The organism is Fibrobacter sp., assembly GCF_017545445.1.
GTDB lineage: Bacteria > Fibrobacterota > Fibrobacteria > Fibrobacterales > Fibrobacteraceae > Fibrobacter.
Map to the genome: position 1 here is coordinate 36,007 of NZ_JAFWOM010000101.1, position 17,021 is coordinate 53,027.

Below are 17,021 nucleotides of genomic sequence, written 5' to 3' on the forward strand. Positions count from 1 at the left end.
CTACATCGTCGCTATCCGTTCGCCGTCCTTTGCGATAAGCTTCATATTGGCAGCCCAGTCGATGGCCCTGTCAATAACATCCTTCATTTGCGAAGTGCATTTTGTAAAGCCAGCGACTTTCGCCATCAGGCGTTCCATTTCTTCGAGTTCCATACTCATTTGGCTATCGACAATAGCCTTCACCGCATAAGCAATTTCTTGCATCGAAATATCGTCCACGTTGCGTTTAAAGCCATCCGACGGGACTCTGAATTCGACAGGCCCATTGCACTCCGCATTCCAGAAGAACGTTTTGCCGTTTTCTTGCTTTTCTATAAAATGCAGATACTTGCAAACGCCATGAATCCGGTTCACAAATTTCTGAGTGCGTTTGGCGTTCCACAAATCCGATAAACGAGCGTCGAGCACCGCCGCAGAAACAGGCGATTCCACCATCACGATTTTCTGGATTTGGCTTTTCAAAAGTTCCGTACACGACATGTCATAAACGTCACTTCCCTTCGGCACACGAGCAACTTCCGCAAGTTCATACGTCTTGAACATGGACTGGAACGTTTTAAGTCCATCCGAATCGTCCGCTGGCTTGAACACATCTTCGCTAGCAGGCATCACAGGCTCTTCCGGGCGAGTGACGGTTTCCGCTTCATTTAATTCGACGGGATGCTTTTCCTTTTCGAGAATCCGGTCAATTTCTAGCTTGATCCCTTGCACAATGCGGTCGCGATGTTCCCTATTCATGAACCATTCAAAGGACCACAAGCGGACAACATTCCATCCCAACATTTCAAGGATACTTTGTTGCAAAACGTTCCTGTCCTTTGCCGTCCGGGCTTTTCGATAATTCGCCCCATCGCAAAGGATGCCCAAAATAAACTTCTTTTCGTTTTCGGGATGAACAACCGCCAAATCCATTTTAAACTTGGAACAGCCGACATCCAGTTCCACGCTATAGCCCAATTTTTTCAATTCATTCGCAATCGAAATCTTGAAGAAATCTTTCGCAGACGTTCCACCTGCAACATGCGATACTGGGAGAGAACTCTTGCCGTACTTCGCATACGTCAAGAACGCTTTAAGGCCTGCAACGCCCTCGGACGAAGAACGGTTCAAATCAATCTGTTCCGGTTGCAACGTCGAATACACAAGCATTTCGTAACGCGAACGCGAAACGGCCACGTTCAAGCGACGCCATCCGCCCACATTGTTGATGGGGCCGAAATTGAGCGAAACGTTTCCATTCTGGTCCGGGCCATACCCCACCGAGAAAATAATCACATCGCGTTCGTCACCCTGCACGCTTTCAAGATTCTTGATAAAGATTTCTTCGCCCGAAGTTTTCGACCATTCTTCCAGCTTTGGATTTTTGGCGAATTCAGCTTCCAGCAAATCATCAATAAGGTTCTGCTGGACCACGCTGAACGTGACAACGCCTATGCTCTTTTTGCGTTCTGACGTATCTTTCAAGCGTCTGACGATTTCAGCAACAACCAAATCGGCTTCGGCACGATTCTGGCGGCTCTTGCTTCTGTCATATACACCCTTGACCGGAATGAATTTTACGCTACCCTCAATATCACTCGGCGAGGGGAATGTGAACAACTTATGTTCGTAATACTTGTAATTGCTGAACGCAATAAGGCTTTCGTCCTTGGAGCGGTAATGCCAAAGCAAATGCATTTCGGGCATGGAGATTGCAAGACAATCATCCAAAATGCTTTCCAAATCTTCCTTGTCGAGGTTGTCTTCGTCGGTATAGCCCTTCTTGAAGAAACTCGTCGGCGGCATTTGCTTGGGGTCGCCCACGACAACGAGATTTTCGCCACGGGCAATCGCACCGACCGCTTCACACGTCGGCAGCTGCGACGCTTCGTCAAAAATGACCAAGTCAAATTTGGGGAATTTCGGGTCGATATATTGAGCCACAGAAATCGGGCTCATCAGCATGCACGGAGTAAGCCTACGCAACAAATTCGGAATGGAATCGAACAACTGGCGAATGGACTTGCCTTTGCATTTGCTTGCGATGCATTTCTTTAAAATGCCGATTTCCGATGAAGCGGCCACCATTGCCGAAGAAGGAATATTCGCCGAAAGTTTTGCTATAAGTTCCTTGCGAGTGAGTTCTGCAAACTTTTCGCTCGACTGTTTGTAACGTTTGATTTCATGTTCAAGGAGACTTGCATTAGTGTTGCCCAATTCCGAATCTTCTTCGATGTAAAGGACAATCAACCGGTAAGCAACATTTGTCTTAAATGCACAAGCAACATCATCAACAGAAACGTTCGCTTTTTCGACCGCTTGAGGAACACAATCCAAACCGAAATCGACAAGCGTTTTCTTGCAAGCATTGTAATTGCACCAGTCACGCAAGCCATCGAGATTTATTTTCCACAATCTGACATTATCCAAAAGTTTCTGAGTCCAGTTATCGCCAAACGGAATATTATTTTCCATCAGCGTTATAGCCTGGATAGATTTCCAGAGGTTCTGCATTTCGCCAAAAGTGCGTTTAAAATCAGCAAGCACCTTGATATTTCTTTCGCGGAACGTCCTCAAATCAGCAATTTCCTTGCAAGATGACGCAATATCGCATTTTTCATCATACAGGCGACACATCAGAGCATACAACGTTGTTCCCAATTGGTACTGCGTCTCAAGCAGACTCCAATCGCTCTTGTACGATTTCCAAAAGTTGCCATAAGCATTCGAAAGTTTCAATGAAGATTCGTCAACAACTTTCGAAGTCCGTTTAAATTCTACTAAGTTATCTAGAATTCCACCCACGCGTTCCTTATCGACTTGCGGATTTTTTGCAAACCGCCTCAACGCAGACAAAACTTTACGCTGGCCGAAGAATTTGGGGATAAACCATTTAACAGAAACTTCTTTCCATTCGCCTCGCAAAGAAACTGCATCGACATCGTAAATTTCAGGTTCAAATTCGCCATCAATTTTCTCCTGAAGTTCATTTCTACGTTGCCCATTCTTGCACGCATCCGCAAGAACATTTCCAAAATCACCATCATCCCTAAAGAAAAGCGATTCAGGGATAACATCAATATTTCCAAGATTATCGCTCAAAGATGCTAGAGCTTCGGCCTTTTCTTGTGAATTTACATTCAACGTCGCAAATTTTTGACGCAACTCAGAAAGAATCCCCGAAAGTCGAACATCACAATCATCCAGCTGATTCAGCAGATTCGACAACTTTTCGCGTTCCGTTTCAGAATACTGGCAGCACATCCAATCCAAAAGAGGATGCTTCGAAATGTCACCGCAAAGTTTCGCCATGACGCTATAGCGTTCGCACGCCGAGAACCATTCCTTCAATTTTTCAGCATCGGCATTTTTAGCAATATCGACACAAACAGGAATTTTCCCCACAAATTCTGGGTGTTCTTCAAAAATTCCAATCACATCGTAAAGCGAATAGCCCGAATCATGAACCTTATGGATCTTTTCCATAAAGTCGTTCAGGTGGACACGCATCTTGTGAAGCGTTTCCGCCTCAGCTTTGTATTCTTCGGGTTCCCGTCGTTTTCCAAATTCCAACGCCGATTCCAGCTGAGCCATCACCGCAGATTTATTCGCCTTGTTGGAATGGAGTTCCAAGCAAAACGCACCAAGCCCTTGCTTTTCGAGACGGTTTTGAACAACAGAAAGTGCGGCCATTTTTTCGGCAATAAACAACACCGATTTTCCATGGAACAACGCATTCGCAATCATGTTCGTAATCGTCTGCGACTTACCCGTTCCCGGAGGGCCATGCAGCACAAAGCTGCAACCTTTCGCCGCAGAGCAAATCGCGGCCATCTGCGAAGAATCCGCACTCAACGGAATCGCCAAATCCGAAGGCTTGAAAGAAGCGTCCAAAGTTTCCGCCGCTACAAGTTCCGGCAAAACTTCGGGCAACACGCCGTCAATAAGCCCCTTGACAATCTTGTTTTTAGCAAGCTCGTCGCTACGTTGTCCAATATCATTCCACATGATATACTGCGAAAACGAGAATTGCCCGATAAAAGCGTAATCGACAACATCCCAGCGTTTTTTATTCTTGACCGCATGGCGGACTGTTGCAAAAATCTTCTTGATATCCAAACCGCTTTGGTCAATAGGCAACGGATCCAGACCGTTAATGACAAGATTATATTCGCCACGCAGTTTTTCAAGCAACGTAATATTAAATTGAGGATCTTCGTCTCGTTCGCGAATGACAAATCCCTGACGGGCCGACTTTCGCACAATTTCAAGCGGCAAAAGAACAAGCGGCGCATAAAGAGCACGCTCGCTCAAGTCCGTTTCGTACCATTTCAAAAATCCAAGTGCAAGATAAAGCGTATTGGAGCCGTTTTCTTCGAGGCTCACCCTAGCGGCACGGTACAAGGCCAAAATTTTATCTTCGGTTTCCTTCTGCCCCATAAACGTGCGGAGACGTTTATTCTGAAATTCATGTTCCAGAAGTTCATCGACATCCGCATCCTTGGCGATAGAAACAAAGTTGTCCTCGACATCCTTTTTACGTCCATCAAAGAATTCGACAATTCTAAACTCTTCTTTGGCGGCAAGAGCATCTTCCAACGTTCCAAGGTTGTTGCTAATCAGCTGTATAGACTTGCCGGTCGGCTTAAAATTCAAAAGCGAATTCCTGAGAGTCATGTTCAGGAGTTTATTTTGCCAAAGCCGCTGTTTGCTATGCTTTACAGGACCTTCACTTTCGTCTTTCGCAGCAATATCAATTTCTTCGGGAGCGCTCCAAGTCGTCTTATCTTGTTCTTCATCCGATTCCGGCAACTTTTCCAAATTGCCTTCCGCATCATATTTTCTCTGAGGAATTGGGCGAATGGAATTTCCAAGGCGAGCCTGCTTGACATCGACAAAAAATCGAAAATCATCATCTTTCAAAAGATTATTTTTCGCAGCATTTACAGCCGTTTCAAAATCTACCATCGTCCCTTGTGCAAACAAAGTGCATTCGACAACAGATATTTCACCGACATCATCGCTAAACCGTTTCGAAAACAGACTCGAATCGTCCTGAACCGCACTCGGGAACGTCTCGTCAATAAGCCAGCACCCCGTAAACGCATGATCTTTCATCAAAACGACAATCGGGTGGAGGCCCGCCTGTTCCAAGCACGACGCATAAAGAATTGCAAGGTCAAGGCAAGTTCCCAATTTTTGCGTAGCGATTTCGTCGCAGGTACGAATTTTCTGACTGACAAGTTCAAAGCCCTGCTGAGGCATGGAGTAATGGATATCCAGCTCTTCCAACGCAGCGAAAATAGCGGCCATCTGCTTCAGCACATGATTTTCGCTTTTCCGCTGGTAGCCGCACAACGAGCCATCACCCGTCCACCCTTCCAGCTTTTCCGAAGCACGACGCAACACCTGAGCCACCAGCGGATGATTCGGAGTGACATAAGCGGCAAGCAATTCTGGCAACACCACATCGCCCGCCCATTCGTTGTACGCAAGTAAATTAATATCATGCACAAAGCGTTCGTCTTCAACGCCATTCACAGAGACCACAACTTCGAGAAGCCCAGCAAACCGCTCCGTGATGCCCATGAAAAAATTGGGATCCAAATGCAAGTCAGCGACCTGCGAAAAAGTCAGCCGATCGTCGAGCTGTGTGGCATCCACCTGTTGCCAAGCACCAAGACAGTCAATCGTATATTTCGCTGGAGATGAAAATTCCGGTTTTGCAAAAATTTCAACCGTTACATTCTGCAACAATTCTCCCGTCTTGTTCGCAATCTGCAATGAACTGATTACCGGAACACCGTTCTGCTGCATTGCAAAATTCACGACACTAGAAAAATCAGCCCTGACATCTATTAGCTTGCCCATAAAAACCTCAATAGGAAATATATAACAATGCAGGGAAGAACGGTTCAAGAAATTAGATTGTACGGTCCTATTTTCGAACAATCGTAACAGCAAGACCAAAATGTAGGCTATTTAGCGTAATATCATCTTCACGGCGCGGGTTTTCCCCTATACGAAAAACATCCTTGTCCTCTTTTTGATATTCACTCCAGCAGAACATAAAATTCAACGCAGCACCGATAAAATAATGCTCCGATAATTTCCAAACCTTCCCCATCTCGAATTGCAAACCCGATTCCGAACCGACATAAGTCATTCCATATTTTTCCCACGCATCTTCGTCATTTAGTAATTCAACACCTTTTATAGTCGTGCCAATAAAGGTTCCATACATTTTAGACAGTTCATTTGCAAACGGATATACCCGAAAACCAAAACCATACTGGATTCTCGTCCTAGCAGCTTTTTCAACAAATTCTTCTTTGTCAAGCGAATAATATTTATAGCGATAATCTCCTATTGACCAAAAACAACCGAAATCGAGAAATATGGCAAATCGTTTTACAAAAAGAACTCCTGCACGGAAATCAATCGATGGTCCTCCGCCATCAAAAGAATAGAGGTCATAATAAAGTCCCTTATCATAAACCATTTCACCACGTTCTAAATCGTGATAAAAATTTTTTTCTGATTTCGTCTTGTACTCCGATGTAGAATACATACCACCAAGGGTCAATTCAAAATACGGATAGACGATATTACGTGCACGAGACCTTTTTCTTTTGGTTTGCTGGGTTGAGTCGCTAACAGCCCCTATGGAGTACACGACCAAACAAAGTATCAAGAATGCAACACGCAACAACATCAATCCACCTTAAGTACAGCATAATTTACGAACTTGCCACACGAAGTATCTTGTGGCGGCAGGAATTTTTCAACAGAATAATGACCACTAATATTTCGTTCGTCAAACTCAGTGAAAACAAACAAGATATAATCCAAAGAACCACTTTTATTTACGTTGATTTGAGCCGTATAGGGAGGCAATTCAATTTTCTTGCCTCCACAATAGAACGAAATGGTTATATCTAAATTGCATACTTCATCGAAAACCAAACTATCACACACGCTATAATCATAATAAGCAGCATCCCCATTCTCAATAGGGCGGCTGAACTCTTTTGCAAGCAAAGAATCCTTATACATCACCCGCATTTCCAAAGAATCGACGCCAACAGGTTTACGAGCTTCAACACCTTGAAAGAAACCATATCCCTCATCAAAAGGACAATCCATACAACAACAACACAGCCACGCATACGCAAGCAGCAAAAATGTTGTGAATTTATTTCTACGCAATTTCATTATTTTTCAAAAGTCTTAAAATCGTTTATCTAACATAATATAATACATTTTTCCAACTTCGACATTTTGTAACAAAACAAATTACAACAATTTATCTACAACTATACCAATACAAACAAAAAAAGCCCCGGTTTTACCCGAGGCAAATTTTTACAATGTCACCCCGGACTCTGTTCCGGGGCCAGCTCAATTACAAGCTGTGAGCCGTAGACGACTCGTATCAACGAGTCGCCGAAGGCGAGAGCGAGCGTCAATCACAATATTTTATATGATTCTAGACGCGAGCGGTCTTATAAGCAATGAGCACGGAGGTCTTCGTCGCTCAAAGTGCTGAGGTATGCAGGCGGAACGTCGAGAACGGTCTTGCAACCGGTCTGGCCGTTAGCCTTCATACGGAGAGCCGCGCGGGCGTAAGCCACGAGAACGCTCGTCGTGAATTCCGGGTTGGAATCGAGCTTGAGGCTGTATTCGATCACGTGCGTGTGTTCCTTGTTCATGCCGGTCTTGCCGGTACGAATCACGAAACCACCGTGAGCAAGCCCGCTGTGGTTCTTGTTGAATTCTTCTTCGCTGATGAAGTTGACCGTAGTGTCGTATTCATCGAAGTAGTTCGGCATCGTCTTGATGGCGTTTTCGATGTAGGCCTTATCAGCACCTTCTTCGGCAACAACGTAAACGAGACGAGTGTGCTTCTGGCGAGTCGTGAGTTCCGGCATGGAACCGCTACGCACAGCTTCGAGAGCAGCTTCGACCGGGCACGTATATTGCTTAGCATTCTTCACGCCCTTGATGCGGCGGACAGCATCGCTGTGGCCCTGAGAAACACCCTTGCCCCAGAACGTGTAGTCCTTGCCTTCCGGGAGGATGGACTGAGCATACACGCGGTTCAAGCTGAACATACCCGGATCCCACCCGACAGAAATCATAGCGATCTTGCCAGCACCCTTGGCAGCAGCATCAACAGCAGCGAAGTGCTGCGGAATCTTGGCATGCGTGTCGAAAGAGTCGATCACGTTGAACATAGAAGCGTACTTCGGAGTGAGCACCGGCAGGTCCGTAGCAGAGCCACCGCAAATGATGAGCAAATCCACCTTGTCCTTCCAAGCTTCCATTTCAGAAACGTTCAACACCGGAACGCCAGCCGTCTGAATCTTGACCGTAGAAGGGTCACGACGAGTGAAAACAGCGACGAGTTCCATATCCGGAGCCTGCTTCACAGCGCATTCCACACCGCGACCGAGGTTCCCATAACCGAGAATAGCAATCTTTGCCATAACAATGTCCTTGTTAAAATTTTTTGCTTGGAAAATATAGGAAAAGTGGTTAGTGGTTGGTGGTTAGTGGTTAGAAAGACGAAAGAATTTCATGTAAAATTAGTAGGTTGTGTTATTTTTTTATTTTCAAATTGCAAACTATGTACGACACTTTCTGCCATTTTAAGATTGTATATTTGAGAAAAATGAATTGGAGAAGTTGATGAAGGAAATCGAACGACAGGCAGCGGCAAAAAAGTTCATCAAGGAATGGTCCGGCAAAGGCTACGAGAAAGGCGAATGCCAGAAATTCTGGATTGATTTGCTATGCAATGTGTTCGGCATTCAAGATTTTGCAAGCTTTATACTTTTCGAGGAACAGGTCAAGAAATATTTCGTTGAAAATGAAACAAAACAAGCCAAAATAGTCACAAACTTTATTGACGCCTACATTCCCTCGACACATGTTATAATTGAGCAAAAGTCGAGCGGCAAAGACTTACACGAACTGAATAAACAGTCAGACGGAGCATTCCTTACCCCGTTCCAGCAAGCAAAGAACAATTCGGCCAACTTGCCCTATTCCAAGCGTCCCCGCTGGATTGTCACCTGCAATTTTGACGAGTTCCTGATCTATGACATGGAACGCCCTGATGGCGAACCACAACAAATTTTTCTAAAGGACCTGCAAAAGGAACACTACAGACTCCAATTTTTGGTCGATACACAAAACGAGCATAGCAACCGCGAAGAAGAAATTTCCTTAAAAGCCGGCGAACTCGTAGGCAAGCTCTACGACGCACTTTACAAGGAATACATCAATCCAGATGACAACAGCTTACGCAGTTTGAACATTCTTTGCGTCCGCATCGTATTCTGCCTCTATGCCGAAGACGCCGGACTCTTCGAAACAAAAACAGCATTCGAAGATTATATCCAAAGTTTCAAGATTGAAAATCTTCGCGACGGGATCTACAAGTTGTTCAAGGCTCTCGATACAAAAATCGAGAATCGCGACAAGTACGACACAAAATTAAATCCATTTCCGTACGTAAACGGCGGACTTTTCGCATATGAAGACATTGAAATTCCAAATTTTTCTCAGGAAATCGTTGATGTCATCGTGAACTATTGCGCTCCTTTTGACTGGAGTGAAATCAGTCCTACCATTTTCGGAGCTGTATTTGAAAGCACTTTGAACCCCGAGACACGTCGTAAAGGCGGCATGCACTACACCAGCATCGAGAACATCCACAAGGTCATTGACCCATTGTTCTTGGATGATTTACGAAAAGAATTCAAGACCATCAGGAGTATGCCGTACTCGAAAGCTCAAAACCAAAAATTTCAAACACTTCAAAGTAAAATAGCTTCTTTAAAATTTCTTGATCCCGCCTGTGGTTCAGGCAACTTCCTTACCGAAACATTCATTTCGCTACGCCATCTCGAAAACGATATTATACGTTTCTTGAATAATGGTCAGTTGGCGATTCATCTGCTTGATAATTCCGTAAAAGTGTCCATCAACCAGTTCTACGGAATCGAAATAAACGACTTTGCCGTGGCGGTAGCGAAAGCGGCTCTTTGGATTGCCGAATGCCAGATGATGGAAGAAACTGCCGAAATTTTGAATCGTCCACTTGATTTCCTGCCTCTCAAAAATCATGCGACCATCGTGGAGGGTAATGCTCTCCGTATGGATTGGGAATATCTGAGCGATGAACCACACCTTGATTTGCTCTACACAGATAAATTAAAATACTACATTGTCCCAAAAGATTTCGACAAAAGTAATCTGCACGAAGCATCCGCGAAGTACGAAGCACCAAACGAACTGCACGTAGCCACAAAACAGGTGGAACAAGGTAAACTAGAACCTCAAAAGATTGAAAAAATCCATTACGATTACATCATGGGCAACCCGCCGTTCGTGGGTGCAAGGTACATGAGCAAAGATCAAAAGGATGACCTAATTTCCGTATTTGGGAAAAAATGGCAAGGTGTTGGAGATCTGGATTTTGTATGCGCATGGTACAAAAAAGCGGCACCGTTATTGCAAAATGGACATACAAAAACGGCATTCGTTTCCACAAATTCAATTGTTCAAGGTGGTTCCGTAAGCAACTTATGGAAGCCTCTCTTTGAAAAAGACAATCTACGCATTGATTTTGCGTATCGCACTTTCCGTTGGGCATCCGAATCAAATTCTATGGCACATGTTCATTGTGTCATTATCGGATGTTCTGTCGAAGAATCCTCAGTTCCTAAGCATATCTACAGTTCCGATGGTTCAGTAACCATCGCAAAAAACATCAACGGTTATTTGCTTGACGCTCCGAATACTTTCATTGAAAAACGCTCCAAACCCATTTGTGACGTTCCACAAATTTGCTTAGGAGGGCAACCAATTGATGATGGAAATCTAATTTTAACGTCAGAAGAAAAAGATGAAATCATCAAAAAAGATTCGCAGATAGCAAAATTCATTCGTCATTACATGATGGGAAAGGACTTTATAGACAGGAAACCTCGTTACTGTATTTGGCTACAAGGTGCAAATCCCGCTGAATTTCGCAAAAATCGCGAAATTATGAAGCGAATCGAAAAGGTTAGGGAATTCCGTCTCAAAAGCGACCGTTCAAGTACGTTACGAGCCGCTGAAATGCCGTATCTATTTGGAGCGCCTTTTGAATGCGAAAGTGACTATATCGCCATTCCAAAAGTTTCTTCAGAAAAACGACAGTATATTCCAATTGATTTTCTTTCGCATAAAATTATTCCCGGCGATAATCTTTTTGTCATGCAAAGGGCCACTCTTTATCATTTTGGAATACTAGCATCCAAAGTTCACAATGCATGGATGAGAATGGTATGCGGTCGCCTTGAAATGCGATATCGTTATAGCAACACCATCGTCTATAACAATTTCCCATGGAGCAATCCAAGCGATACTCAAAAAACAAAAATTGAAGCAACCGCACAGGCGATTCTCGATGTTCGCGCAAAATATCCTGACGCAAGCCTTGCCGACCTTTACGACGATTTGACAATGCCCGCCGATCTTCGCAAGGTGCACGCCGAAAACGACCGTGCAGTCATGGAAGCATACGGATTCAACCTCAAAATGACCGAAGACGAAATCGTGGCAGAACTATTCAAGATGTACGAGGAACTTACGAAATAATTTCCCTAAATCCCCGTACTTCCAAATCCGCCGCGGTCGGCACCGTCCAACACGCATTCTTCGAATTCGAGACGCGGCTGGATTTCCATGATGCGGAACTGGGCGATGCGGCTTCCCTTTTCGATTACCACGTCACGGGTGGCATAAACAGGCATTTTCCACCAATCATTCGCACCGCAGTAGCTCGAATCCACCACGCCTACAGAATTTACTTGTAATATTCCAAAGTTCTTGAATGTAGAACTGCGCGGAGCAATATGCGCTTCGTAACCATCCGGAAGCTTCATTGCAACACCTAGATGAATCATGCGGAACTCCCCCGCCTTAAGCGTCACGGTTTCAGCAGCCGCCAAATCAATCCAATCGGATTTGCCTCCCACATAAGTGAGTTTAGAAATTGAATCGTCGAGGTACTGAATTTTTATTTTTTTGTTGCTCATGAAAAAAATATATAAAACCTAACAGAACCCAAGTACGCAAACTTCATAAAAAGACCAACGCAACAGCATTTACATTTTCTGTAACGCATTTTCTTAAAATTACAAATTTTGTAAAAACAAACCCGTTCAAACCCTTATAAATCAAGGGATTCAGCGCATTTACCCCTTAAAAAATTTTTAAAAACAACTAGCAACTTTAACGCCCTATTCCTATATTTTGCACGTCCGCTTCCCCGCTTGCATCCGTACGGATGGGCTATGGCCTTCGAGGCACGGGAAGTCCACATTTCAAAGAGGCGTTATGCTCGAAGAACTGCACGAAGAATGCGGCGTCATCGGAATTTACAATGGCGATAATGTTGTCCGCAATGTTACCATGGGACTATACGCATTACAGCACCGAGGCCAGGAAAGTGCCGGCTTTGCTGTAACAGACGGAGACAAAGTCCGCGTCCGCAAATCCATGGGTCTAGTTTCCACACTCCTGAGAGATTACAATGTCGATGAACTGCAAGGTTTCGCAGGAATCGGCCATGTCCGCTACAGTACGACTGGTGCAAGCACTCTCGCCAACGCACAGCCAATTTTGGTGAGCTGCAAATGGGGGCAACTCGCAGTAGCGCACAACGGAAACATCACGAACGCCCCAGAACTCCGTGCAGAAATGGAAGCCGACGGCCACATATTTCAGACAACATCTGATTCCGAAATTCTTTTGCACGAAATCGCACGCACCAAGGCGGACTCGCTAGGCGAAGCCATTAAAATCGCCATTTCAAAATTCACGGGGAGTTTCTGCCTCGTATTCCTCAGCAAAGACACGATGTTCGTCGCCCGAGACGGCTACGGATTCCGTCCGCTTTCAATTGCCCGCATGGGGAAATCCTGGTGCGTCGCCTCCGAGACGTGCGCTTTTGACTTGCTTGGAGCAAACTACGTTCGCGATATCCAGCCCGGCGAATTTTTAACCGTCACGAAAAACGGTCTCCACTCCGAACGCTTTACGCAAAAAGACAGGCTCGCCCATTGCATTTTCGAATACATTTATTTTAGCCGCCCGGACTCCAAGATTTTCGAACAAAGTTGCGACAAGATCCGCCGCAAGATGGGCAAGCAGCTCGCAAAAGAATGCCCCGTCGATGCAGACATCGTCATTTCCGTGCCGGACAGTGCAACGACCGCCGCGCTCGGTTACGCACAAGCTAGCGGCATCCGCTTTGAAATCGGGCTACTCCGCAACCATTACGTGGGCCGCACCTTCATCGACCCGACCCAGAACGTCCGCGAACAAAAAGTCCGCCTCAAGTTCAACCCCATCGAAGGCGTGCTTAAGAACAAACGCGTTTGCGTTGTCGAAGACTCCATCGTTCGCGGAACCACGCTCCGCATTCTCTCCAGAATGTTGCGTGACGCAGGTGCCCTCGAAGTGCACATCCGCATCGCATCGCCACCCGTGGCCCATCCCTGCTTCTTCGGGATGGACTTCCCGAGCCAAGGCGAACTTGCAGCAAGCTCCATGACTCCCGACGAAATCGCAAAAATGCTCGGAGTCGAAAGCCTCGGCTACCTGAGCGTCGAAGGCATGAAAAACTGCACCGGCGAAGGCGAAAACTACTGCGCCGCCTGCTTCGACAACAACTACCCCGATTACATCGGGGCACACGCCGAAAAAACTCGATGCGGGTAAGGGCGGCGGCGTTGCCGCAGTAGGAAGTAGGCGGTAGGAAGGGGTGACGTCGCAGCCACGGCCCTCGAAGCCGTCATCCTCGACCGTCAGGGAGGGGATCCAGTGAAGTTAGACGAGAGACGCCAAATGCGTCAGACAAAAGAGGCGAGCATAAGCCCGCCTTTTTCTATTGCCCAATGCCTAACCACTCTACCATCAACTAATCAAACGTTTTCAAACGTCCAGCGGATGTGGTCATCCAAAAAGTCGTGAGCGTCAAATGCCAAACCGAAATAATCCTTGATTTTCTGGACGCTGTAAAGCATCGGATTTTCGCCCCAGCCCATATCCGTCTCCACAATCTTGGATGTGCAGCCCGGCTTCAAGGCAATCATTTTCTCGGCGATTTCTTTCCAGCTAATCCATTCCGAACCAAGCCCGAGGAAAATTTCTTCGTTCAAGTCCGATTCCAGAAGTTTCATATAAATTTCAGCCTGCTGGGCAGCATGGATAAACTGCGTACCGTCGTTCTTGATAATGTGAATATCCTGATTTTCCTTGACGGCGTAGGCCATGTCAAAGAACCTGCGGTCCGGCTGCGAACAACCATCGGGGAACGCCGGATTTCCAAACGTATAGCCCGGACGAATGATGTTGCGCTTCATCTTGACTTCGGAGAACTGGCTCCCGTAGCCGTGACTGAACCCGAGCACGAACGCCTCACCAGCCGCCTTGGTCGCCCCGTACAAATCAATGGGCAGATTGCTTGTCGATTCCCGCATTTCGGAACGGACACGCCCCATCGCCGATGTACTGCTCGTCATGATGAACTTTTTGCAACCGACACGAGCCGACATTTCCAAAAGCGAAACCGTCGCACGCGTATCGTTCATGAGCATCGCCGTCGGAGTATCGCCCCAGCCAAGAGCGATATGGATACAAGCATCGCACCCTACCAAGCCCTCGCCCATCTTCTCGAAATCCGTCAAGGACGCTTCGACAAACGAGACGTTCGGGTTCGCTCTCAAAGTTGGCATCTTGTTCGGATGGCGCGTCGCAACGACAACCTCGTGCCCCTTATCCAAAAGGGCCTTGACCACGTAATGACCAATAAAGCCTGTACCACCCGTTACAAAGACTCGCATAAGATCTCCTTTTTTGCGTACTTTCAATATAGATTATATCAACATGCATCGCAAAAAAATTTCTCTTATTTATTTGCTTTTTTCGCCCTTTAGAACTGTAATTTTATTTTTTTATGGATTTTACGCATGTTTACACACGCTTTGGGCAAAGTCCGTAAAATCGGAAAGATGCTCCTTGATTACCGAAAAGATTATCGAATTATCCAGAACGTCATACTGATGTACAGCAATGTTTCTGAAAGCAACCGCATGTGCAAGATTTATAGAGCAGGATTCCGTTATCAACCCCTTTTCATACATGAACTTGAAAGTGTCCGCCATTGTTGCAGGCGTTACAGAATAATCAAGCAGTATATGGTTTCCAATGTCTATGCAAACTTGGACCGCACGTTGCAAATTCAGGATAATAATTTCTTGTTTGTCAAGATTTGTTTCCAAATCTTCAAGCGATTCAACATGCTGCGATTTAATTCTCTCCAAACAACGCGAGAGCATTTGCAACTTCGTTTGCAGTAAATCCTTATCCATGAAACATTCTCCTGATGGCTTCGGCACGGCATGCCCGCTGAATGGGTAAATAATCCTCGTAAAAATAAAGGGCCTTCATGATGTACTTGTGAAAGACATCGTGATTGAACTTGACGCGTTCACCTTTAGTCATGATTTGGTGCAAGAAAAGCCCTTCTGCACGGGCGAGGTCGGCAACATCAACTTCTCTGTGGCAAAGTAAACTCAATGCCACCTGAATTTCTGCAATGGTATCGTAAGAGAGTGGCGATTTTGAGTGGATTGCAATATCAATGTCGCTTTTAGCGTGAAATTTCCCACTTGCGAACGAACCATAAAGGATTGCAGCGTCAATATCGTCACGGTTGGCAAAATAATCCGAAAGCAGGGAAACAATTGCCTGCTTCTCTTTAGCCTTGTCTTGTATGGACGAACCTTGCAAATCTACCGCAACCGATTGGGACATGTAATCCTCTATTTTTCAATAATATACATTTTTTTGCCCGCATTACAAGACATTCAATAATAGCCTTGCGTTTTACTCTAATTTTGTACAACGGACTGAAAAACCATTCGTTTTTTCATCACCATCATCCCTTGTAGGAGCATGACTCGTATTGGCAGAAACATAATTAGCACGAGCATACAAATCAACATCATATTCATGTTCTTCAGGATAATACCATGAAACAGTCTGTTCTTGTTGCTTAAATTTCCCTCTAGAATCTCTATATCCAGCCCCAGTAAGAGAAAATCCACTTTGATTGGTTCCAAGAAAACGATACATCGAGCGCAAACCTTTTACGCCATCATTGTATTTATCTTCATATCCTCTTACCACGACATAATCGTCCCATGTAAACAAGCGCCAACCTTCAGGACAAATTCCTCTATGATTTTCTTGTATTAAATCAGCACAACTTTCAGTATTACAACGGCTTGGCAACTGCATCATTTCAGCCCACTGGTATAATCCACCGAACTCGTCGCATTTCGTCGTATCGTTGTTATAACAATAGCGTTCAATTTTAGTATCGTCATTTTGGTTATTTTCACCAAGAACCATTTCACCGATATTTAAATTCTCAGCCATTACAGTTACGAATTTTCCCGTCTTGCTAGAAGTTATTGTTATGTAATAGTAACTCCGGCCATTACGCGGGTCAACAAAAGTCTTATAACGATTTTCTCCTATTTCCCAGCTAGCCGCATGCGTCTTTGAATGATCGAACGGAACATACTCACTACTGGAGGAGGGTGTATTACTGCTACTTGTCATTCCGGCCGAAGTGCCGGAATCAGTTTTACTACTGCTAGAAACCGATCCCGGAACGGAGTCCAGGATGACAGAAGAAGAGGATTCCTTCTTGACGGAAGAGGACGAAACAGCCTTTTGACCAGAACTAGACTCAGCTTTTTTACTAGAGCTAGATGCCGATCCCGGAACAGAGTCCGGGATGACAGTGTCGGACGAGCGACCGCTCAGGGTGACACTACTTGAAGACAAATCATCATCGTTTGCAGATGTTCCGCTGTCGTCGCCGCAGGCGGACAGAGTCATAAGGACACACAAACATGCGAAAACACGTAACTTCTCACTCCAATGCATAAAAGCTCCTTTTTTAAGAACAA

The 17,021-nt window shown here is 45.3% G+C and carries 11 protein-coding genes; 2 read left to right on the forward strand and 9 right to left on the reverse strand.

Translation table 11 applies throughout. The annotated features are described in order from the left end of the window. The 4 genes from IKG78_RS11585 to IKG78_RS11600 all read right to left on the reverse strand — a co-directional run bounded on the left by IKG78_RS11585 (window position 1) and on the right by IKG78_RS11600 (window position 8,468). Entirely contained in the window at window positions 1-5,850 is a 5,850-nt protein-coding gene (locus tag IKG78_RS11585; protein ID WP_290943572.1) for a DUF3320 domain-containing protein, read from the reverse strand. 67 nt (window positions 5,851-5,917) lie between these two features. Beyond that, window positions 5,918-6,694: a hypothetical protein gene (locus IKG78_RS11590; protein ID WP_290943575.1), complete on the reverse strand. Its 777-nt coding sequence runs from the start codon at window positions 6,692-6,694 to the stop codon at window positions 5,918-5,920. Then, window positions 6,694-7,194 (reverse strand): hypothetical protein, encoded by a 501-nt coding sequence (locus IKG78_RS11595; protein ID WP_290943577.1) that lies wholly within the window; start codon window positions 7,192-7,194, stop codon window positions 6,694-6,696. The genes IKG78_RS11590 and IKG78_RS11595 overlap by 1 nt, the downstream gene beginning before the upstream one ends. 290 nt (window positions 7,195-7,484) lie before the next feature. Then, window positions 7,485-8,468, reverse strand: coding sequence for a diaminopimelate dehydrogenase (locus tag IKG78_RS11600; RefSeq protein ID WP_290943580.1), 984 nt, complete (start codon window positions 8,466-8,468; stop codon window positions 7,485-7,487). Window positions 8,469-8,670: 202 nt separating this feature from the next. Here IKG78_RS11600 and IKG78_RS11605 point away from each other — a divergent pair, with 202 nt between their 5' ends. Beyond that, the gene (locus tag IKG78_RS11605; RefSeq protein ID WP_290943582.1) at window positions 8,671-11,631 is read left to right on the forward strand and encodes a DNA methyltransferase; all 2,961 of its coding nucleotides are present in this window, start codon (window positions 8,671-8,673) and stop codon (window positions 11,629-11,631) included. A gap of 5 nt (window positions 11,632-11,636) precedes the next feature. Here IKG78_RS11605 and IKG78_RS11610 read toward each other — a convergent pair whose 3' ends face one another. After that, the gene (locus IKG78_RS11610; protein ID WP_290943585.1) at window positions 11,637-12,071 is read right to left on the reverse strand and encodes a dUTP diphosphatase; all 435 of its coding nucleotides are present in this window, start codon (window positions 12,069-12,071) and stop codon (window positions 11,637-11,639) included. A gap of 301 nt (window positions 12,072-12,372) precedes the next feature. On the opposite strand from IKG78_RS11610, the gene purF reads away from it, so the two are divergent. Beyond that, window positions 12,373-13,758, forward strand: a complete 1,386-nt coding sequence (gene purF / locus IKG78_RS11615) for an amidophosphoribosyltransferase (protein ID WP_290943588.1) — start codon at window positions 12,373-12,375, stop codon at window positions 13,756-13,758. Window positions 13,759-13,961: 203 nt separating this feature from the next. Here purF and IKG78_RS11620 read toward each other — a convergent pair whose 3' ends face one another. The 4 genes from IKG78_RS11620 to IKG78_RS11635 all read right to left on the reverse strand — a co-directional run bounded on the left by IKG78_RS11620 (window position 13,962) and on the right by IKG78_RS11635 (window position 16,950). Next, window positions 13,962-14,882 carry an NAD(P)-dependent oxidoreductase gene (locus tag IKG78_RS11620; RefSeq protein WP_290943590.1) on the reverse strand — a complete coding sequence of 307 codons (921 nt, stop codon included), beginning with the start codon at window positions 14,880-14,882 and terminating at the stop codon, window positions 13,962-13,964. A 120-nt stretch (window positions 14,883-15,002) separates the two neighbouring features. Beyond that, the gene (locus IKG78_RS20395) at window positions 15,003-15,410 is read right to left on the reverse strand and encodes a DUF86 domain-containing protein (protein ID WP_366075308.1); all 408 of its coding nucleotides are present in this window, start codon (window positions 15,408-15,410) and stop codon (window positions 15,003-15,005) included. Next, a complete protein-coding gene (locus IKG78_RS11630; RefSeq protein ID WP_290943595.1) occupies window positions 15,403-15,855 on the reverse strand; it encodes a nucleotidyltransferase domain-containing protein in 453 nt (150 codons plus the stop codon). The genes IKG78_RS20395 and IKG78_RS11630 overlap by 8 nt, the downstream gene beginning before the upstream one ends. A gap of 72 nt (window positions 15,856-15,927) precedes the next feature. After that, a complete protein-coding gene (locus tag IKG78_RS11635; protein ID WP_290943597.1) occupies window positions 15,928-16,950 on the reverse strand; it encodes an FISUMP domain-containing protein in 1,023 nt (340 codons plus the stop codon). Between the last annotated feature and the right edge of the window lie 71 nt (window positions 16,951-17,021).